Annotated in this window: 17 protein-coding genes; 10 read left to right on the forward strand and 7 right to left on the reverse strand. The window is 42.9% G+C overall.

The window, feature by feature from the left end:
- Window positions 1–44: 44 nt before the first annotated feature.
- Window positions 45–839 carry an ABC transporter permease gene (locus tag J8L86_RS12985; RefSeq protein WP_211030712.1) on the forward strand — a complete coding sequence of 265 codons (795 nt, stop codon included), beginning with the start codon at window positions 45–47 and terminating at the stop codon, window positions 837–839.
- 96 nt (window positions 840–935) lie between these two features.
- Here the strand turns inward: J8L86_RS12985 and J8L86_RS12990 are convergent, their stop codons facing one another.
- Window positions 936–2,723, reverse strand: a complete 1,788-nt coding sequence (locus tag J8L86_RS12990; protein WP_065109672.1) for a flavocytochrome c — start codon at window positions 2,721–2,723, stop codon at window positions 936–938.
- A 435-nt stretch (window positions 2,724–3,158) separates the two neighbouring features.
- Between J8L86_RS12990 and J8L86_RS12995 the strand changes: the two genes are divergently transcribed.
- The 4 genes from J8L86_RS12995 to J8L86_RS13010 all read left to right on the forward strand — a co-directional run bounded on the left by J8L86_RS12995 (window position 3,159) and on the right by J8L86_RS13010 (window position 9,148).
- Window positions 3,159–5,183 carry a transporter substrate-binding domain-containing protein gene (locus tag J8L86_RS12995; RefSeq protein ID WP_211030713.1) on the forward strand — a complete coding sequence of 675 codons (2,025 nt, stop codon included), beginning with the start codon at window positions 3,159–3,161 and terminating at the stop codon, window positions 5,181–5,183.
- Window positions 5,180–6,553, forward strand: coding sequence for a sigma-54 dependent transcriptional regulator (locus J8L86_RS21185; RefSeq protein ID WP_065109670.1), 1,374 nt, complete (start codon window positions 5,180–5,182; stop codon window positions 6,551–6,553). The genes J8L86_RS12995 and J8L86_RS21185 overlap by 4 nt, the downstream gene beginning before the upstream one ends.
- Window positions 6,554–6,885: 332 nt before the next feature.
- Complete coding sequence (gene galK / locus J8L86_RS13005) at window positions 6,886–8,028, forward strand: galactokinase (RefSeq protein ID WP_211030715.1); 1,143 nt, start codon at window positions 6,886–6,888, stop codon at window positions 8,026–8,028.
- A gap of 85 nt (window positions 8,029–8,113) precedes the next feature.
- On the forward strand, window positions 8,114–9,148 hold the full coding sequence (locus J8L86_RS13010; protein WP_211030717.1) for an aldose epimerase family protein: 1,035 nt from the start codon (window positions 8,114–8,116) through the stop codon (window positions 9,146–9,148).
- 101 nt (window positions 9,149–9,249) lie between these two features.
- Here the strand turns inward: J8L86_RS13010 and J8L86_RS13015 are convergent, their stop codons facing one another.
- Window positions 9,250–9,690 (reverse strand): hypothetical protein, encoded by a 441-nt coding sequence (locus J8L86_RS13015; protein WP_211030719.1) that lies wholly within the window; start codon window positions 9,688–9,690, stop codon window positions 9,250–9,252.
- A gap of 323 nt (window positions 9,691–10,013) precedes the next feature.
- A complete protein-coding gene (locus J8L86_RS13020; protein ID WP_211030721.1) occupies window positions 10,014–11,006 on the reverse strand; it encodes an NAD(P)H-quinone oxidoreductase in 993 nt (330 codons plus the stop codon).
- 443 nt (window positions 11,007–11,449) lie between these two features.
- On the opposite strand from J8L86_RS13020, the gene J8L86_RS13025 reads away from it, so the two are divergent.
- From J8L86_RS13025 to J8L86_RS13045, 5 genes are all read left to right on the forward strand, one after another.
- On the forward strand, window positions 11,450–12,244 hold the full coding sequence (locus tag J8L86_RS13025) for a transporter substrate-binding domain-containing protein (protein ID WP_055022871.1): 795 nt from the start codon (window positions 11,450–11,452) through the stop codon (window positions 12,242–12,244).
- Window positions 12,245–12,559: 315 nt separating this feature from the next.
- On the forward strand, window positions 12,560–13,291 hold the full coding sequence (locus J8L86_RS13030; RefSeq protein WP_055022872.1) for a DUF1538 domain-containing protein: 732 nt from the start codon (window positions 12,560–12,562) through the stop codon (window positions 13,289–13,291).
- A gap of 64 nt (window positions 13,292–13,355) precedes the next feature.
- On the forward strand, window positions 13,356–14,243 hold the full coding sequence (locus J8L86_RS13035) for a DUF1538 domain-containing protein (RefSeq protein WP_211030723.1): 888 nt from the start codon (window positions 13,356–13,358) through the stop codon (window positions 14,241–14,243).
- Window positions 14,244–14,246: 3 nt separating this feature from the next.
- A complete protein-coding gene (locus J8L86_RS13040) occupies window positions 14,247–14,597 on the forward strand; it encodes a P-II family nitrogen regulator (RefSeq protein ID WP_055022873.1) in 351 nt (116 codons plus the stop codon).
- The gene (locus tag J8L86_RS13045) at window positions 14,594–14,995 is read left to right on the forward strand and encodes a CBS domain-containing protein (protein ID WP_055022874.1); all 402 of its coding nucleotides are present in this window, start codon (window positions 14,594–14,596) and stop codon (window positions 14,993–14,995) included. The genes J8L86_RS13040 and J8L86_RS13045 overlap by 4 nt, the downstream gene beginning before the upstream one ends.
- A gap of 75 nt (window positions 14,996–15,070) precedes the next feature.
- Here the strand turns inward: J8L86_RS13045 and rfaD are convergent, their stop codons facing one another.
- The 4 genes from rfaD to J8L86_RS13065 all read right to left on the reverse strand — a co-directional run bounded on the left by rfaD (window position 15,071) and on the right by J8L86_RS13065 (window position 19,507).
- Window positions 15,071–16,024 (reverse strand): ADP-glyceromanno-heptose 6-epimerase, encoded by a 954-nt coding sequence (gene rfaD, locus J8L86_RS13050; RefSeq protein ID WP_211030724.1) that lies wholly within the window; start codon window positions 16,022–16,024, stop codon window positions 15,071–15,073.
- 71 nt (window positions 16,025–16,095) lie between these two features.
- On the reverse strand, window positions 16,096–17,112 hold the full coding sequence (locus J8L86_RS13055; protein WP_211030726.1) for a glycosyltransferase family 9 protein: 1,017 nt from the start codon (window positions 17,110–17,112) through the stop codon (window positions 16,096–16,098).
- 177 nt (window positions 17,113–17,289) lie between these two features.
- Window positions 17,290–18,018 carry a single-stranded DNA-binding protein gene (locus tag J8L86_RS13060; RefSeq protein ID WP_080914764.1) on the reverse strand — a complete coding sequence of 243 codons (729 nt, stop codon included), beginning with the start codon at window positions 18,016–18,018 and terminating at the stop codon, window positions 17,290–17,292.
- Window positions 18,019–18,139: 121 nt separating this feature from the next.
- The gene (locus tag J8L86_RS13065; RefSeq protein WP_211030728.1) at window positions 18,140–19,507 is read right to left on the reverse strand and encodes an MFS transporter; all 1,368 of its coding nucleotides are present in this window, start codon (window positions 19,505–19,507) and stop codon (window positions 18,140–18,142) included.
- Window positions 19,508–19,719: the final 212 nt, after the last annotated feature.

Consider the following 19,719-nt stretch of genomic DNA (forward strand, 5'->3'; position numbering starts at 1 on the left):
GTCAACGACGGGGAAATGTATTCATCAATTAAACGAGACACCCTATGGATATTAGCTGGTTAGCGCTTGGGTTATTTATGCTGGTATTAATCGCCCCCATTGCGATTAATCAGGTTTATCAGCTTCACTTGGGCAAAGATATGGCCATTGCGGTGACTCGTATGACGGTACAAATGGCGTTAATTGGTGTGTATCTGCAGTATCTTTTTCACCTTGATAACCTTTGGGTTAACCTCATTTGGCTTGTCGTGATGTTACTTGTGGGGGCTAGCGCCATAATCAGCAAGGCTAATTTACCCAAACACCCACTGATGGCGCCTGTTATATCAGGCTTAATACTAGGACTTGTGCCAATATTGCTCATCATGATGTTGTGGTTATTTCGGCCTACACCGATTTACAATGCGCAATATTTGATACCCACAGCAGGAATGTTGCTGGGAAATAGTTTAAGTAGCAATATTATTGCTCTGCAGCGATTATTTGCCGCATTTGACCAACAGCAAGCACAATATCAAGGCGCGCTTGCCTTGGGTGCAACACCTAAACAAGCCGCAGCGCCTTTTGTGCAAACAGCGCTGCAACAATCTTTTGCCCCAATTCTGGCATCCATGGCGACAACGGGATTAGTCAGTTTACCTGGCATGATGACTGGACAAATTTTAGGGGGTGTAGACCCCATTATCGCAGTCAAATATCAGATCGTCATTTTGGTTGCCATTTTTGCGACCTTAACGATTTCTGTGACAAGTTCAATTAGCTTTGCTTTACATAAACTGCTCGCGCATACAGGCAAAATGCGTTTTAACTTGCTCACCAATACTGATAACCAAAGATAAACCAGACATAAAAAAGTGAGCCATGAGGCTCACTTTTTAGTTAATAACATGAAGGGGAGTCATGCTATTTTGTTACTACCGATTCAAAATTGATGACTATTTTTTTGAATAGGCTGCCGCTTGCTCACCTGCTAAGCGGCCAAAGGTAATAATGTCAGAGATTGCGTTACCACCTAAACGGTTGGCACCATGAACACCACCTGTCACTTCACCTGCACCGTATAAACCAGGAATCACTTTCTTATCTTCTGAGAGCACTTCCGCTTTATCGTCAATTGAGACACCGCCCATGGTGTGATGCACACCTGGTGTAACTTCAATGGCGTAGTAATGACCTTCATTTAATGCACGTGGTAAGTTCGCACGTTCAAAGTCAGTGTCTTTGCCTGCTGCAACTAACTTATTGTATTGAGCAATCGTTGCCGTTAGTGCTTTACCGTCAATACCTTCAATTTTACCTAACTTCTCTGGCGTTTCAGCTGATGGCACGACACCAAGTTGAATGTACTTATCGATTTTTTTCAATGATTTACGCACTGAATCATCAAAGATTAAGTAAGCCACTTTACCGGTTTGATTAAGAATCGCCGCAGCAGCTTTATCACGAGTAGTGATTTCATTAACGAAGCGCTTACCTTCTTTATTAACCAAAATGGCACCGTTACCACGCACCGCTTCAGTCACCATCACCCCGCCTTTCACTGACAAAGTAGGATGCGCTTGAATGTATTGGATATCTGTCATGCCTGCGCCAGCGTTACCCGCAACATCTAAACCATCACCTGTCGCACCTGGCTGGTTAGTTGAAATAAAGCCTTTTAACTTAGGATCAAGTTTAGCGACACGTTCATTGTTACGACCAAATCCACCCGTTGCCATGACGACCGCTTCAGCTTTAATCCAGTAGTAACCTTTGTATTTACCTTTAACCAGTAAACCTTCCACTTTACCTGAATCATCTTTGATAACTTCAACACCACGGGTATTCATACGCATGTCGATATCACGCTTAAGTGCATTATCATAAAGCACTTGAATGACGTGAGCCCCTACACCTGCACCTCCTGTAGGACGATGAGAACGGTTAGCTGATGCGCCGCCCATACGACCAACATCATTTAAATCAGCGCCCATGCCTGTCATCCAATCAACAGAGCCTTTAGAGTGAGAGGTTAATACATCCACTAACTTAGGATCGTTTAACTCGCGACCACCTTTCATGGTGTCTTTATACATAGACTCAACGCTATCTTTAATATCTTTAGCTTTTTGTTGATCAGTCCACGCGGCGTTCATACCACCTGCAGCCAATTTAGCGTTACCACCAATCACTGGCTCTTTTTCAATCAAAATAACTTTAGCGCCTGCATCCGTTGCTGCCACTGCGGCTGAGAAGCCTGCGCCACCAGAGCCCACAACCACCACATTCACAATGTCACTTGGTGCTGCTGATAATGCCGCTTTACGATCTGCTGCATCTTTTGCTAATTCTGCAATCGTAGGTTCGTAGCGCTCCCATTTGCTGCCAAATGGCATATCAAACTCAAAGCTATGGCAAGAGTCACAATACACGACTGATTTTTCATGGCCGCTATGACATGATGTACATGCGACATCACCTGGGAAGTGAGATTCATGGGCATTATAATTTTCACGAGTATTGCTTTCTGCCACTTCCGCTAACGTGCCATGACACGACACACACTGTTCATTTTCATAAGTTAAGCTGTCATTAGACAATTCACCACTTGGTAAATGACAGCTTTCACAATCTTGATTTTCTGAGTGAAAGTCAGCAAGGTTGTCAGCTGCAATTGCGCCTCCCGCTAACCCCGCTGAGCCAAGTAGTACAGCTAACAAGGCTGCGCATCGTGTTAATTTCATGGTAACTCCTTAAAAATAGCAATGACGCTAATTCGCCTTGGCATGCTTAATCACTAAGCCATACCTTTTGCTATTGAACCTGATGTAAGACTATTTTGACTCTGGGTTAATGCGGCCTCAATCAAACTCTGCAGACTCGATTTGAAACTTTACAGCGGATCACATCTGCCATTTATAGCTATGCAAAAGCGCATAACCTCAATGGTGACTATGCATTTTTGCATAGCCTGTAGTGATCTGTGTCACAATCAATTGATGCTGAATTTCTTGGTTCTTTCAAACTAAGACGTGTCAAAGCTTAGAAATAAACTGACTAAAATCAAGCTTGAATCTCACTGTTCATCTTTGTGTCATATTTACGCTCAATGCCACAGTTCTGAAGATTATCATTTGCTAAAGTGCAGCTAATATCTCTTGTAAATCCATTATCCTTTGATGAAATATTTTGCGCTATTACTGCTAATACTATCCATACCTGCTAATGCTGAAGAGGCAATTGTGTTTGGTGTGCACTCCACAACTGCGCCGCTTGAGTGGCGAGATAATGGCGTGGATCAAGGGTTTAATGTAGAACTCATGGAAAGCATTGGTTTACTGTTGAACAAGCCTATTACAGTGAGGCGCAAGACATTTCAGCAATTAGTCAGTGACATGCACAGTAACGACAGTGATGTGGATGTAATTGCAGTTGTTAGCCCTGTTAACTTTCGTCGAGAACTGGCGCAATCCGATCCTGTGTATGCCACGCATGCCAAAGCCTTTACTTTGCAAGGTGAAGACTACATCGATAATTGGTCAGACTTAGTTGGTAAACGGGTGGCCATTAAAAATGGCGCTTTTGTGGATATCTTTCTAAAAAATCAGCCACAAGATTTCACCCAAGTGAAAGTCGATTTGTACGAAACAGGCTTTCAAATGTTGATGAGTAAAGAAGTGGATGTGGTCCTAGCGGAGAATTTTGTCGCTAGACGGTTACAACCCAAATACCCATCAGTGCGCAGCGCCAGTGATGCATTAATTTTTGGTGCATTTACCTTTGTTAGTCATCCTGCCAATGCCCCGTTATTGAAAGAAATCAATGATGCTTTAAGGCAACTGAAAATTTCGGGAGAATATGACAGATTAGTCAATAAATGGTTTGGCATGGGACGAGAAAAGTTTGATATCACCTCAACTCACCAAAAGATGCTCACTTTATCTATTGTTATTTCGATAATTTCGGCAATGGGCATGCTGTATACCTTTTCCGTAAGCCGTAGTTTGAAGTATCGCTCTGAAGCATTAGCGCTTGAGCTACAACAACGTAAAATCGCCGAGCAAAAAATCCGTTCATTATCACAGCAGTTCCAAGCTGTGCTGGATGGTATACCTCATGGAATGACCATCTTTGATAAACAAATGCAGTGCCTGTGGAGTAATGACAATAATCAGTTATTGACTCATAGCCAGTTTCATTACATTGATGGGTCGCCTTTTGATTTAGCTGAAAGTGTTAAAAGCGTCATTGACTCTAAAAAGTCCTTTATTGCTGACATGGGATATCTTGCTCAGTATTGGCAAGTGCAAATTCATCCAATTGCTGACGAGCAAGCCGTTGTACTACTTGAAGAAAACACTGAGCAACAGCATTTGCGCCAAGCCAATGATGAAGCCAGTCGCTTAGCCTCTTTAGGCGAGTTATCGGCTGGTGTCGCCCATGAAATTAATAACCCAACCGGCATTATTATTCACTCCATTGCTCTGTTTGCCGAGGCAATGAAAGATCTGCAACCTGCTGCCGAGTATTACCAACAACAAAACCCGTTTTGGTTAATTGCAGGATTAGATCCTCAAGCGGCTTTCGCCGAGATTAACCACAGTAATGAGGTCGTAGAAGAGAGTGCTAAACGCATCTCCAGAATCGTTAATGATCTTAAATGTTACGCATTACCAAATTTGTCAGCGAACCATCAAGCTACCAGCTTAAATGAAGTGGTACACGTAGCCCAGCGTTTAACCGCCAACCAGCTTAAGCGGTTCCAAGTTACCGTTGAGCTTGCTGAGCCAAGCCCAATTATCAAAGGCGACGCCCAGCAGTTACACCAAGTGTTAATTAACCTTATTCAAAATGCATGTCATGCCATGGACACCACTAATGGCCATATCCATTTACGTACAGCAATGAAAGGCAAAGCTGCCTATGTCAGTGTTGAAGATAATGGTTCAGGCATGGACAAAGCGACGCTGAAGCGGATCACTGAGCCATTTTTCACGACACGTCGCTCATACGGTGGAAGCGGCCTAGGGCTCTCAGTGTGCAGCCGCATTTTAAAAGAGCATCACGGTGAGATGAAAGTCACTTCAACACTCAATCAAGGTAGTCAGTTTACTTTGGTGTTTAGTGCCATCGAACCTGAACAATCTGCGCCTTTTTCGCCAATAAGCTCATCAACAACAAATAGCAGGAAGCCAATACAGTGAAACTCGCACGTAATATCTTACTCGTCGACGATGAAGCCTCATGGCTACGTACACTATCAGTGACCTTAAATCGTTTAGTACCAGAAGCTGTTATCGACACCTGTGTTGATAGCCGCCAAGTGATGAGTCGGTTAGAAGGCACTGACTACGCCCTTGTGTTACTTGATCTAACGATGCCATTTCATTCGGGCGAGGATTTACTCGAGCAAATCCGCCTTGAGTATCCCAACACTCGAGTGATTATTGTTACTGGTGTCAATGAAGTAGAAACAGCGGTGCGCTGTATTAAACATGGCGCTTATAATTACTTTATTAAAACTGATGATGTCGCTGAATTAGCATTAACGGTGCGCCGTGCTTTAGAAGTCGTCGGGCTAGAGCGTAATTACCATAGAATAAAAGAAAGCTTTTTAAGCAAAACGTTAACCCAGCCCAGTGCGTTTAATAATATTCTGACCTGCGAGCCAGCCTTGCTTGATCAATTTCGTTATTTAGAAGCGGTGGCTTTTAGCCCTGAGCCAATACTGATTTACGGTGAAAGTGGCACAGGCAAAGATGAATTTGCAAAGAGTTGCCATCAGTTATGCAGCCCTGATGCACCTTTTATTAATATCAATTTAGCAGGAATAAGTGAAAGCGCTTTTGAACTTCAGGTCTTTGGGCGCTTAAGCCAAGAACCAGGCCAATCGCAAGCTGGCGCATTACACCAAGTAGGCAAAGGGTTGCTCTACCTTAATGAGATTGCAGATTTGCCTTTATCATGCCAAGCGAAGCTTGTTGATATTTTGCAGCAAAAACAATATTACCCAATGGGCAGTGACAGACCCTATCCAGTCAATTGCCGCATCATAGCTTCCACTCAACAAGATTTACTCGCCTTGAGCCAAGAAGGTAAATTTAGGCGTGATTTGCTCTATCGCTTACGTGCCCATAAAATCCATTTACCCCCTTTAAGGCAGCGCAAACTTGATATATCGATGTTGATTAATCATTTTATCGCACAAGCTGCAGAAGAAATGAACTCAACACCGCCGCATCAACCAAGCGATCTAGCGACACAGCTTCAAGATTATGACTTCCCAGGTAACTTACATGAGCTCAAAGGCATGGTGTTCGATGCAGTCAGTCGCAGTGATGGAGTGCAGTTAACCATCTCCCCATTTATGGAAGCGATTAATGCACTTAAATCATCAAACTCTCCTAAAGGAAATCGGATTATTTTTCCGCAGACTTTACCGACCTTAGCCGATATGAGCCAAGCCTTGATTGATGAAGCAATGAGCCGTACGGCAAATAATCAAACCGCAGCCGCGCAAATGTTAGGTATCAGTCAGTCGGCATTAAGTCGACGAATAACAAAAAAAGAGTAACTCGATTCATGATCAAGGCTGTCTAAAATGGGCGCTTGATACTGTTTAATCTAGACGGCTGTTGTTCTTTAAACGAAATAATAGCCGCATTAGAATAGTCCTTTAAGATAAGCGGCTACACCAAACGACATGAATTTACTTAATAAATATCCATTTTCGGTCAGAAATGGAATCAAAATAGTGAATCCTAGTTACACCTCCGACCAATCGTGATATAAATCACATATCTATCGGACAATTAACTCAATTTAGTCTAAGTTTAAAGTTAAGTAGTCAATTCGATACTCGTAAAAATATCTAAGTAATTCGGCATTCTTTGGAACTGTAACTGTATGTCTAATCCTGCTCAAAAAGCCATGAAGTTGTTTGTACAAACATTTGGAACTACGGCTGACGACCTTTATCAAGCACCAGGTCGCGTCAATATTATTGGCGAACACACGGATTATAACGAAGGATTTGTTTTACCCGCTGCAATTAACTTTCACACTGTCATCGCTGTTAAAGAGCGCAGTGACAATACATTTCGTGCTGTAACTGATGCGTTTCCGGGTCAGATAATACAGTGGAAATTTGGTGAAGAAAGTACCAGCCAAGACAGTAATAGCTGGGGTAATTATTTAAAAGGATTTACCGCGTCGATGTTTCAATCGGGCCTAAAAGCAAAAGGGCTTGATTTAGCGATTGTTGGCAATGTGCCTTTAGGTGCCGGCATGTCATCTTCTGCTGCCTTAGAGGTCGCTTTTGGCACCGCTATCAGCTATGCCAGTCAACTGCACTTATCACCACTTGCTATTGCCCAAATAGCGCAACGTGGCGAACACCGCTTTATAAAAACTGAGTCAGGTATTATGGATCAAACCATTAGCGCCTTGGCTGAAGCTGATCATGCCCTGCTCATTGATTGTTTAGAGCTTGATAGTGAGCCTGTCTCGATCCCTGAAAATCTCAGTTTATTAATTGTCGATCCACATATCGATCGCCAAAGTTTAATAGAACGATTTGAAGCACGCAAAAAAGAGTGTGCCGAAATTAACGACCTATTAGCCATTGAGTCATTAAGAGAAGTCAGTTTGGTGCAGCTAAATCGTGAAAAGCATACCCTAGGTGACACGCTATTTTGTCGAGCAAGGCATGTGTTAACTGAGAATCAACGTACTGTAAATGCTGCTAGAGCACTTGAGCAAAATGATATAACACGTTTCAGTCAGTTGATGGCACAATCTCATGACTCAATGAAAACCGATTTCGACATTTCCACGCAAGAAATCGATACCCTTGTCGGTATTGTTAAAGACGTCATTGGCAACCGTGGCGGTGTTCGTATGAGTGATGGCTGCGTTGTAGCCTTAATTGATCATGAACTTACCGATGCTGTTGTCAACGCTATTGAAGCCAAATACCCAGAACAAACGGGGCTTGAGGCCATTATTTATTTATGCTCAGCCAGTGATGGTGCAGGCAGAATCGACTAACCCACTACAGCATCAGTTGGCAGTGTCTAATAGTGAATGTAGCGGCTGCCACAGGGCTTAATTATCTCATCAGGAAGAGACTACAATGATTGAAATCACGGCATTGGAGCCATGGCAAGACCCTCGTGGTGGCAGCATCGAACGTGTCCGAATCGATAACGGCAACATCGCAATCGAAATTCTAAGCCTAGGTGGGATCATTCGTGAATTATGGACTGCAGATAAACTTGGACAGCGTCAGAACATTGTACTGGGTTGTGACAGTGTCGCTGACTACTTAGCTCAGCAAGCCTATTTAGGAGCGATTGCAGGTCGCTATTCTAACCGTATCGCTAATGGTCAATTGCATTATCAAGGGCAAGACTATCAACTAGACATTAACCAAGCGACAAACTGCTTACATGGCGGTCGTGACGGATTTCATTTAAAGCAGTGGCATATGGAAAACTTAGCTGATGGAGTGCGTTTAACGGTCGACAGCCCTGATGGAGAAATGGGCTTTCCTGGGCTATGTAAAGTTCAGCTAGACTACCGTTTAGAAGGCAATAATTTACTCATCGACATGCAAGCTCAGGTCGATAAAGCCTGTCCTATTAGTTTGACTCAGCACAGTTACTTTAATTTAGATGGCGCTGATAGTGAGACGAATGTGGATCATCACATTCAAGTCGATGCCCACCAATATTTAACCATGAACGATGTCGGCGTGCCTACCTCAATGGATGAAACGCTCGGCAGCGACTTAGATTTATCAAAACCGACGCCTTTTTCTGAGCAGACACAGCGAGCAGCATTAAGCGCTACCAATGGTTTTGACCATTGTTATGTTCTAGCTCAGACAAATCATGATCTTGTTCGCTTTGGTTGCCTATCAAGCCCTAAAAGCGGCCGCACTATGACCATCTACACTGATCAGCCTGGCGTTCAGCTATATGGGGCAAACTTCCTTGAGGGAACAAAAGGTTTTAAAGGGGAGATTTATCAATCCCATCGCGCTGTATGTATTGAGCCGCAGATGCTACCAGACTCTCCAAATCAACCCCACTTACCGGGTGAGCCGTGGATTGCTGCAGGTGATACTTATCACCATCACACTCGCTATGAGTTTGGTGTGCTATAAGCCCTGAGAATTCGCCATAAAAAAGGCGCTACCCTTGAAGGGAGCGCCTTTTTTATTGTAATGACAATACTATAGTCAACCAATGCCGTTTTACATTGATGCTACCTGTCGTCGCCACCATCATCACTCATACTGGCTTCAAAACCCGTATCTTCAAATTCCATATCGTCATCAGCATCCATGACATCATCCATTGGTTCGTCGGGAACAACCGGCGCCTTACTTTTCACTTCAGGTGCTGAATCTGGCACTGAAGATAGTTCAATATGTGCCTCATGCTTTGCCATAAACTCAGCTCTAGCGGCTTGCCATGCTGCATCATGTTCAGCTTTTGCCGCAGCAAGTTGCGCATCATCAAGTTCATGAAGATTCACTTTAACAATATCTTCGACATACTCACCAATGGTATTTCGACTCGCATTGAATAAGTAGATCCGTCCAGGTGACGCGTCAGGTAAACGGTTATCATGAACGACGATTGACGTGCCTCTTGCAGTTCTTAATTCACCGAACCACACTTGTTTTTTTGCAGTGTTATACATATATGCTAACGCCCTTAAATCAACACATACCTTTAAAAATGTACTGATGAGTACATCGTTTAATAAATAAACCATACAGTTAACGCATGACTATTGAGGGTAATTAATCAAAAACTTCTTCAAAAATCAACTGATGTTTTATGAAGTTTTTGATATTTTGAACTCAACAATAAAATCGATATCATAGTGAGCTAGGCGATTCACCTACCCGCATATCAATCGCTAATAATCAGACAATATGGCTGAAAATTAACCCTCTCATACACGCTCAAATTTAGCCCAAAATACGTAAGCTTCAAGTTCTCAATTCGAAAAAATCTGTTCTATATCACTTTCAATACAATTTTACCTTGATGCTGTCCTGACTCCATATATTGATGTGCTGCGATAACCTCTTCAAAGGCAAAGATCTTATCCAGCTTGATGTTAATTGAGCCACTATCAAGTAATGGCCAAATTTGCGCTCTCAGTGCTGCAGCAATGTCAGCTTTCGCTTCAACACTTTGCGGCCTCAAGGTGGAACCTGTCCAGCTGATCCGCTTTGCCATGAGTCTAAAAATATCCACTTCAGCTCTTATTCCCCTTTGCATGGCGACAGTCACCATTCGGCCATCCGTTGCCACCACTTTGAGGTTTTTATTCACAAAGTCTCCACCCGCTATATCAAACACCACATTGACTCCTTGGCCATCTGTCGCATTAAGTATCGGCTCGACAAAATCTTGTGTGTGATAATTAATGGTAAGTTCTGCCCCCTGTTGCAGACAATATTGGCACTTTTCATCAGAACCAGAAGTGACAAATACGCGTGCTCCCATTGCCTTAGCGATTTGAATTGCTGTTGTTCCGATACCACCTGAGCCACCGTGAATTAACACAGACTCACCTTTACTCAACCCTGCTCTGATCATCATGTTGCCCCAAACCGTAAAGCAGGTTTCGGGTAGTGCAGCAGCTTGCTCAAAGCTATAACCTTTAGGAATAGGTAAACAATGACTAGCAAACGTCACGACTTGTTCGGCATAGCCGCCACCGGGAACTAAGGCACATACTTTATCGCCAACTTGCCATTGAGAAACACCTTCTGCGACAGCAATAATCTCACCTGACACTTCTAAGCCTAAAATAGGACTAGCCCCTTTGGGGGCTGGATATGCCCCTTCTCGCTGCTTAATATCGGGGCCGTTCACACCTGCAGCATGGACGTTAATGACAACCTGATCCGACGTTAATGCTTGAGTGATTAAGTCATCTTGAGATTGTGCAATATTCATAACTTCTGCGCTTCCAGGCTCAGTAAAAGTAATATATTTCATGATATAAACCTCAATAATAGTCAGTCGCACAAGGATGAAATAAGCACCAGAATGTGACCAGATGGACAACATGACCTTGAAACAAATTAGCCTCTAGACACCTTCAACTCGAAAACTGCGCCGAGACAAAAGCATGAAGATAGCATTGCTACATAACTTATCAATAACTCACGACGATTAACGATTTCGCTTTACAAAAGTGGCAAAAATACCAAGAACGATTAAATTTAATCTAATAGATTGCCGCTTTAAGATACAATAACTCAAAGAGTTAGACTCACTGCTTAACCTTATGACTTCAAATGTACACGAAGTAACTTATTACTCGGGAAGATTTAGTTATACTGTTCTCTATTGACTCAACAAACTAATAATGGGTTGCTTGTTAGGCCTGTTATGAATTGCGAACACATAAACTGACTGGAATTTATATCATTGTGAAAATGACGCTAAACACAGCCTTAACTAAGTTGTTCGCTTGCACTACAGCATGTCTATTGTGCCTTAGTAGCCTTTGGTCAGCGTCTTTATCTGCTAAGCCCCTTTTAATCGCATCTGATATTTGGTGCCCTTACGTATGTGAAGGTCAAACAGGCTATGTCACTGAATTAACCAAAAGGGCTTTTGCTGAAATGGATCAACCGGTTCATTTTATCGCAGTGCCATTTAATCGTGCTTTAAAAGAAGTACAACACGGAAATATTGATGCAATATTAGCCGTCACGCCAGAGCATGTTAGCCAATTTAATTTATATACTGATGAAGTCGTTGTGGGTTATGCAAGCAAAGATTTCTACACCACGACAGGGTTTGCTTGGCAATTTAACCAGCTTGAAGATTTAGATAACGTGCAAGTTGGTATCATTCGTGGTTATGACTATGGCGAGCGATTAAACGATAAAATTGCCAATTCAAATCGTTTCTACATTGCGACTGGAAACCAGCCGTTAACCATGAACCTAAAAAGGCTTATCAAAGGCCGCTTTCATGTCATGCTGGGTAATAAAGTGGTTATTCAAAACACGGCTGAAAAGCTAGCTCTAGATGATCAAATTCGCTTTGCAGGTACCTTCGGTGAACCATTGCCTTTGTATGTTGGCTTTAACCAAGGCGCGACTAAAGCTGCCAAAATGTTTAATCAAGGGCTAACTAAGCTCAAAAAAACGGGGGAATACCAACAAATATTGGATAAATACAATATTGAGCACCCAGCAGATCCATTAGCGCTAACTCCTTAGTTTTAAATGCCCTTGCTTTACAATGCCCTAGTTATACATGCCTCGCACTGTACGACTCCCCCCACAATTAGCACCTTTTAGGTTTGATTGTTTATTGCAAATACCCTCAGTTCGATTCACCTAGCGCACATTTTCAAAGACAAATTGATCTAGCTCAAAACTATTGCAACTTTTGTTAAATTTCTGTTGCCTCACTGTGTAACCTTGGCAAACTGAATACATAAGTTAGACCATTCCAATAAGGCGTTTTCTTTTCCATATACGCGAGGAATTACGCTTAAGCGATTGTCATTATTAACTTTCACAGGAGGTGGAATGAGCGGATTAGTTAAGTTATTACAATCTATGCTCGGCAGTTTTCGAGATTTAGTCCCCATTATTTTAGTGGTGAGTTTTTTTGAAATTTTTATCCTCCAACAAGCTCCTGATAACCTTTTTTCTATCCTTGTCGGTGTCATCTTTATCGTTTTAGGACTGACTTTTTTTGTGTTCGGATTGGAAATGGGCCTATTCCCAATCGGTGAGTCCTTAGCTCATGCCCTTGCTCGCAAAGGTAGCACATTCTGGTTAGTCATTTTTTCTTTCTCACTCGGCTTTGGCACGACCCTAGCAGAACCCGCGCTGACCGCTGTAGCAGCTGAAGCGGCTGAAGTCGCAGCAGAAGGTGGCGCCATTGCCGCCACAGAAGCAGCAATGGACAGTTATGCGATGGGACTGAGATTAACGGTAGCAGTCTCCGTTGGCTTAGCCATCTTGCTTGGAGTAATCAGGATAGTTAAAGGCTGGCCAATTCATTACCTGATCATCGGTGGCTACATTATTGTCATGATCCTCACAAGCTTCGCCCCAGAAAATATCATCGGCATCGCTTATGACTCGGGTGGCGTGACCACGTCAACGATTACAGTGCCATTAGTGACGGCATTAGGAGTGGGCTTAGCCACTGTGATTAAAGGCCGAAACCCAATGTTAGATGGCTTTGGACTCATTGCTTTTGCAAGTTTAACGCCGGTAATTTTTGTCTTACTTTACGGCATGGTGTTATGACAATGATGTGCAATAAAGGCATTACTTTACTTAATGAGCAGGTACAATTTTCCAAGGAGGCCAAATGACGTGGCTTTATCAGTTATTAGAAACCTTGCTGCTCACAATGCGAGATGTGATCCCGATAGCCATCATTCTATTTGGATTCCAATTAGGTGTACTTAAACGTCCTATAGCTAACTGGAAAACGGTGGTGCTTGGGTTTGTTTATGTCACCTTCGGGTTAAGCTTTTTCTTAGTCGGACTCGAACTGGCGCTGTTCCCAATCGGTGAAAATCTTGCAAATCAGTTAACCTCACCAGAAATTTTGCATCCTGATGGTTCTGCTGGGCCTTACATCTGGCAAGACTATTTATGGGTGTATGTCTTTGCTGCCGCTATTGGATTCAGCACCACCATTGCCGAACCCTCATTGATTGCAGTCGCTATTAAAGCGAACGAAGTGTCAGGTGGCACGATTAGCACTCAAGGGTTACGTATTTCGGTGGCAATTGGCGTGGCTTTCGGCATCTCGCTAGGCTGCTTTCGCATCGTCGTTGGTGACCCAATCCATTATTACATCATGGCAGGTTATGTGGTGGTAGTGATCCAAACCTTCTACGCACCTAAATCCATCATCCCACTCGCGTATGATTCAGGTGGCGTCACCACTTCAACTGTTACCGTGCCCCTGGTCGCGGCATTAGGTTTAGGTTTAGCCTCAAATGTTGAAGGGCGTAATCCACTTATTGATGGCTTTGGGCTTATCGCTTTTGCCAGTTTGTTCCCCATTATTGCTGTAATGAGCTATGCCCAACTTGTAGCCTGGCTAGATAAACGAAAATCCCAAGCAATTGATGAACCTGAGCTCAATGAAAAAAATGCAGCCGTTCCAGCAGATATATCAGAGGCACTTCCTAGTTCAGCAGTGCCAACTTCAACAATAAAAAATAATCATTCCATTAAGGAGTAATAAATGCGATTTAAGTTAATTATCGCTTTTGTTGACGACATCACGACAGACACTGTACTTGATGCCGCCCGAGAAGCTGGCGCCACTGGCGCCACAGTTATCAACCATGCTAGAGGTGAAGGTCTAAAGAAAAAGAAAACCTTCATGGGCTTAGGCTTAGATGTTCAGCGTGATGTGATTTTATGGCTAGTAGAAGAGCATATGAGTCGCCATATTTTAGAGACAATATGCGAGGTGGGCGGGTTTAACACTAACCCAGGCCAAGGTATTGCGATTCAAATTGATGTTGAAGATGCCGTTGGTGTTGCTCATCAAGTTGAAAAACTCACCAATGATATTAAGGATCAAATATGAAGCCGACAACGCCTATTAAAAATCGAGATGTATTGATGAATCAATACGCTATGATTGACGGTATGCTGACCATTAGCGAAGCTATTGCGATCGCGGTGGAACAGAATGTCTCTATTTTGGTCGTCAACAAGCGTAATGAGCATGACGAATACGGCATGCTATTGCTCAGCGATATTGCCAGAAAAGTCCTCGCAACAAATAAGTCACCGGAGCGAGTTAACGTATATGAAATCATGATAAAGCCCGTGATGGCTGTCAGCGCAGATATGGATATCCGTTATACCGCTAGGCTATTTGATCAATTCCAAATCAATAAAGCACCTGTGGTTGAAAACAGCAACATTATTGGCTTTGTGACTTATGACGATATCGTGCTTAAAGGCATGGTTAGTCAATAGCATTAGGATTTTGCCAATAAAAAAGCCTTGATGATTTACTCATCAAGGCTTTATAGATTTGCCATCAATCTATGATTACTGGCCGATAAAATGTTGGTCTTTTAGCCAATCTAAATACTCAGGCACTGCTTGTTCAACCGTTTTGAAAACATGGTCGCAACCCACTGAACGAAGCAAGGTTAAATCTGCTTGAGTGTAGCTCTGGTAAGCACCCTTCAATTTATCAGGGAAAGGAATGTATTCAATGTCGCCTTTACCATGGTACTGAATAACGGCATTTGCTACATCATTAAAGCTTTGTGCTTCACCTGTTCCACAGTTAAACACGCCAGACACCGACTTGTTCTGCCATAACCAAATGTTCACTTTAACGACGTCTTCAACAAACACGAAATCACGTAGTTGCTGACCATCTTCATAGCCATCTACACCGGCAAATAAACGACAAACGCCGTTCGCTTTGATTTGGTTATTAAAGTGGAATGCTACACTCGCCATGCCGCCTTTATGCTGCTCTCTAGGACCGTAAACGTTAAAATAACGAAGACCTGCAACTTGGGCAGTTGTGTCTTGTTGACGGACGTATTGGTCAAATAAGAACTTAGAGTAAGCATACACATTTAGCGGTTTTTCAACTTCGCGCTTCTCAACAAAAGTGTCACTACCACCGTACACAGATGCCGATGATGCATAAATAAATTGCACATCATTTGCTTGGCTATAATGCAGTAATACTTTTGAGTATTCATAGTTGTTTTGCATCATAAACTTGCCATCCCACTCAGTGGTCGATGAACATGCTCCTTGATGGAAAATCACTTCTAATTTACCGTCAAACTCGCCCGCTTTAATACTGGCTAAAAAGGCATCTTTATCTAAGTAATCAGCGATTTCGCAATCGGCTAAATTAAACATTTGCGTGCCATCAGTAAGATCATCGACGGCGATGATATCTGTACGGCCCATTTCATTAAGCGATTTAACTAAATTACTACCAATAAATCCTGCAGCACCTGTAACCACGATCATAAGCTCAATTCCTGTGTATTGGCGTGAACATACATCACGCTTAAACCAAATCTTGTTTTGATAGCCTTAACTTAACGACTAACGTCTGAATAAAATGAATCTAAAAACGCTGCAGCCTCATTGGCTGCCTTGTCAAAATCAACTAACGCCATATTGCGACCCGTTCTTTTGCCAACAGGCGGCGTATAGGTTAAACGGCGATCATCTGCTGATAATGACTGCCAACGTATATGCGGTGCAGAGCGTCTGCCAGCATAAAACCCTAGAGTCGGGACATTATGAAGGCCTGCTAAATGCAAAGGCCCTGTCGAACCTGCGATAAACATATCTGCAGCCACTAATGACTCAGCAAAGTCGCTTAAGCTCGGCAGTGGTTTGGCTTTTTCAACCTTAATGCCGCTTTCAGACAAAATGGCAACCATTTCATCGGCAAGCACTTCTTCTTGACCGCTGTAAGTGACCACAAATCGGCAATCTAACGCAGTACGCTGATTAATATCAATAAGCATATTTGAAAATGACTTAACTGGCACTCCGCCCGACGAACCGCCCGTTCCAGGGTGAGCGAAAATCAACTTTTCTTCACCCTGTTTATTGTAATACTCTTGCCACTTGTGTTTTTTATTGCTCATATCCCAAAAAGGTCGCTTCACTTCTGGAATATCGTAACTGTGCTCTTTGAGAAAGTATTCAACAACATTACAGGCTCTACGCCAAACGGAAAGTCCGTCTTGATATTGTGCGTTGGTTCTGTGTTTATAGAGATATTGGTACCAATTTAGCGTGGGAACCAGTACATAAGGAATTCGAGCTGGTTTAAGTAGTTTATAAACTCGGTATTGAGACAATGAAACGATAGCTGCATCGTAATGTTGCTCTTTAATCAGCTCTGCAATAGCCGCATCATCACCTGTATCAACTAAGACGTTATCCACATGAGGGCATGCCTCGGCAAAACTTTTCACTACAGGAGCAACAAATACGTCAATCGTAGCATCTGGCATCGCTTGCCTGAGCATACTCAGCGCTGGCCACTTGGTAGTGAAGTCACCAATTTTATCATGGCGAACATACAGAATTTTTTTCATTTATTCAGATCCTAAACTCTTTGTTATCCGTCAAAATAAACCAATGAATGTTTCATTTTATACCAACAAAGCGTGCTTCACACTCATCATCAATCAAACTTGTTAATGAACAACAAAAAATCCCTGCATAACAGGGATTTTAAATATCACTTCGATTAATCCAGCGAATACTGTGTATTAGAACGGGATATCGTCATCCCAATCACCGCCTAAATCTGGCGTAGTGTTCTGCGGTTGTGGTGTTGGTGCAGGACGCTGTGCTGGAGCAGATTGTTGCTGGAAACCACCTTGCTGTTGTTGAGCAGGTTGTTGGAAACCGCCTTGTTGCTGGGCAGGTGCTGGACGTTGAGCAGGCTGCTGGTAACTACCTTGCTGCTGCGCTGGCGCTTGAGGCTTAGGCGTGTAAGCAGGCTTTTGAGCTGCTTGCTGTTGAGCAGGCTGCTGATAACCAGCTTGAGATTGCTGCTGTTGGCCGTATCCGCCTTGAGATTGCGGTGCACTTTGCTGAGGCGCATTACCATAGCCACCTTGACCTTGGTTCATACCACCTTGCTGACCGCCTTGGCCACGGCTATCAAGCATTTGCATTTCCATTGCATTGATTTCGGTTTTATAGCGATCTTGACCCGTAGTCTGATCCTGCCACTTGCTGGTTTGCAGTTTACCTTCTAAGTAAACTTTAGAACCTTTTTTCAGGTATTCGCCAGCCACTTCAGCTAATCGACGGTACATTACAATGTTGTGCCACTCAGTGCGTTCTTGTTGCTGACCTTGTTGGTCTTTCCAAGATTCACTTGTTGCTACAGTAAAGTTAGCGACTGCGTTACCGTTTGGCATGTAACGAACTTCAGGATCTTTACCTAAATTACCAACCAAAATTACTTTATTCACACCACGACTGGCCATTGAAATCTCCTGCGATTTACCATGTTCTACATTTATTAATGTTCAAATTCTGTTGAATCAATTATGCCATTTTTATGTCTGTTGACACATCAACTATCACACAAAAATACGAATTTAATTCTTAGCTGACAGAGCCTAACACAGCTCGAGCTTCTCTTAAATCGAATTGATCATCTACTTTTAAATAAGCCGCTTTCTCTTCAATCACGACAATTGCCTCAGCAACCCCTGTAAGTTGTGATAGTTGAGTTGCCATATCTTGGGCATGATTTCTATCTTTCGCTTCAGCTTCAAGCGTATAGCTTTTAAGAAGCACTGGTTTTTCCATGCCAATGGTCAATAATAACCACACAAACATCAACGCTAACGCGACATAAAAGACACCTGAAGCGCCGACCAATTGATAAGCGCCGCCACCTAACATACCACCACAAAAAGCACCTAAGAATTGACTGGTCGAGTAAACCCCCATCGCAGAACCTTTATCGCCCATAGGACAAAACTTTGCGATTAAGCTAGGCAATGATGCCTCTAAATAGTTAAAGCCGGTAAAAAATAACACCACAGCGCCACTGAGCACCCACAAATTATCAGCATAAACTCCCATAGCAGCGAGTGATAGCATCATTATAAGCAATGAGATTTGGAACATGGTTTTAGTGTTATTGCGCTTAACGCCAATGATGATCAAAGGCACCATTAAAAAGAATGCGCCAACAAAAGCGGGGAAGTACAACATCCAGTGCTTTTCTTTGACTAAACCAGCATCAACTAAATCCAGCGGCAGCGCCACAAACACGGCTGTTAATACTAAATGAAGAATAAAAATGCCCGCATCTAATCGAAATAACTGAGGATCCATCAGCATACGTTTAAGCTTGGTCGGCGTAGCAACAGTATCCCCTTTAGGGGCTTGAGACACAGGGTTTGGTACTAAGACCTGTACAATCACCATGCCTAACACAGCTAAAATGGCAGTTAAAAAGAATAAGCCTTCAAGGCCTGCATATTGAGCGACTATCGGCCCAGCAAGTAAGGATAAAGCGAAAGAAAAGCCAATACACATCCCAATGATTGCCATGACTTTGGTTCGTTGTTCATCACGGGTTAAGTCGGCAGCGAGTGCCAATACCGCCGCTGCAATGGCTCCCATGCCCTGTAAAGCACGGCCCAGCACCACGCCGTAAATATGATCAGACATCGCAGCGACAATACTACCAATAGCAAAAATGACTAAACCACCCAAAATGATAGGTTTTCGGCCATATTTGTCAGACAACATGCCCATGGGAATTTGCAAACAAGCTTGCGTTAAGCCGTATGCCCCTATGGCAATACCGACCCATAATGGCGAGAATCCTTCTAAGTGTTGGCCGTAAAGCGCAAACACAGGCATGATCATAAACAAGCCCATCATTCGTAAACCAAACACGCTGGCTAACGAAAAAGCGACTTTTTTCTCTATGCCGGATAGTCCATTCTTGGCCATTCACTTGCCCTTAATTTTGTCACAGTAAAAATTTTGAGTTGCGCATATTATCACAGCGTCCTAATTTAGCTCAAAAGGAATAATGAACCAAGCAGCAACTGATTGTCGTATTTGCTAATGAGATTAAACAAACAGGTTATAATGTGTTTTATATCCCAGTTCAGGTTATCCCGAATAGGAATGACACCGCAGAAAATGAACTAAGCACTTAG

Origin of the sequence: Shewanella sp. MMG014, assembly GCF_018100775.1 — a bacterium.
In the GTDB taxonomy this organism is placed as follows: Bacteria; Pseudomonadota; Gammaproteobacteria; order Enterobacterales; family Shewanellaceae; genus Shewanella; species Shewanella japonica.

Coding starts and splice junctions, on each gene's coding strand:
- J8L86_RS12985 (WP_211030712.1), top strand. CDS start 45: ATGGATATTAGCTGGTTAGCGCTTGGGTTATTTATGCTGGTATTAATC.
- J8L86_RS12990 (WP_065109672.1), bottom strand. CDS start 2,723: ATGAAATTAACACGATGCGCAGCCTTGTTAGCTGTACTACTTGGCTCA.
- J8L86_RS12995 (WP_211030713.1), top strand. CDS start 3,159: ATGAAATATTTTGCGCTATTACTGCTAATACTATCCATACCTGCTAAT.
- galK (WP_211030715.1), top strand. CDS start 6,886: ATGTCTAATCCTGCTCAAAAAGCCATGAAGTTGTTTGTACAAACATTT.
- J8L86_RS13010 (WP_211030717.1), top strand. CDS start 8,114: ATGATTGAAATCACGGCATTGGAGCCATGGCAAGACCCTCGTGGTGGC.
- J8L86_RS13015 (WP_211030719.1), bottom strand. CDS start 9,690: ATGTATAACACTGCAAAAAAACAAGTGTGGTTCGGTGAATTAAGAACT.
- J8L86_RS13020 (WP_211030721.1), bottom strand. CDS start 11,006: ATGAAATATATTACTTTTACTGAGCCTGGAAGCGCAGAAGTTATGAAT.
- J8L86_RS13025 (WP_055022871.1), top strand. CDS start 11,450: ATGACGCTAAACACAGCCTTAACTAAGTTGTTCGCTTGCACTACAGCA.
- J8L86_RS13030 (WP_055022872.1), top strand. CDS start 12,560: ATGAGCGGATTAGTTAAGTTATTACAATCTATGCTCGGCAGTTTTCGA.
- J8L86_RS13035 (WP_211030723.1), top strand. CDS start 13,356: ATGACGTGGCTTTATCAGTTATTAGAAACCTTGCTGCTCACAATGCGA.
- J8L86_RS13040 (WP_055022873.1), top strand. CDS start 14,247: ATGCGATTTAAGTTAATTATCGCTTTTGTTGACGACATCACGACAGAC.
- J8L86_RS13045 (WP_055022874.1), top strand. CDS start 14,594: ATGAAGCCGACAACGCCTATTAAAAATCGAGATGTATTGATGAATCAA.
- rfaD (WP_211030724.1), bottom strand. CDS start 16,024: ATGATCGTGGTTACAGGTGCTGCAGGATTTATTGGTAGTAATTTAGTT.
- J8L86_RS13055 (WP_211030726.1), bottom strand. CDS start 17,112: ATGAAAAAAATTCTGTATGTTCGCCATGATAAAATTGGTGACTTCACT.
- J8L86_RS13060 (WP_080914764.1), bottom strand. CDS start 18,018: ATGGCCAGTCGTGGTGTGAATAAAGTAATTTTGGTTGGTAATTTAGGT.
- J8L86_RS13065 (WP_211030728.1), bottom strand. CDS start 19,507: ATGGCCAAGAATGGACTATCCGGCATAGAGAAAAAAGTCGCTTTTTCG.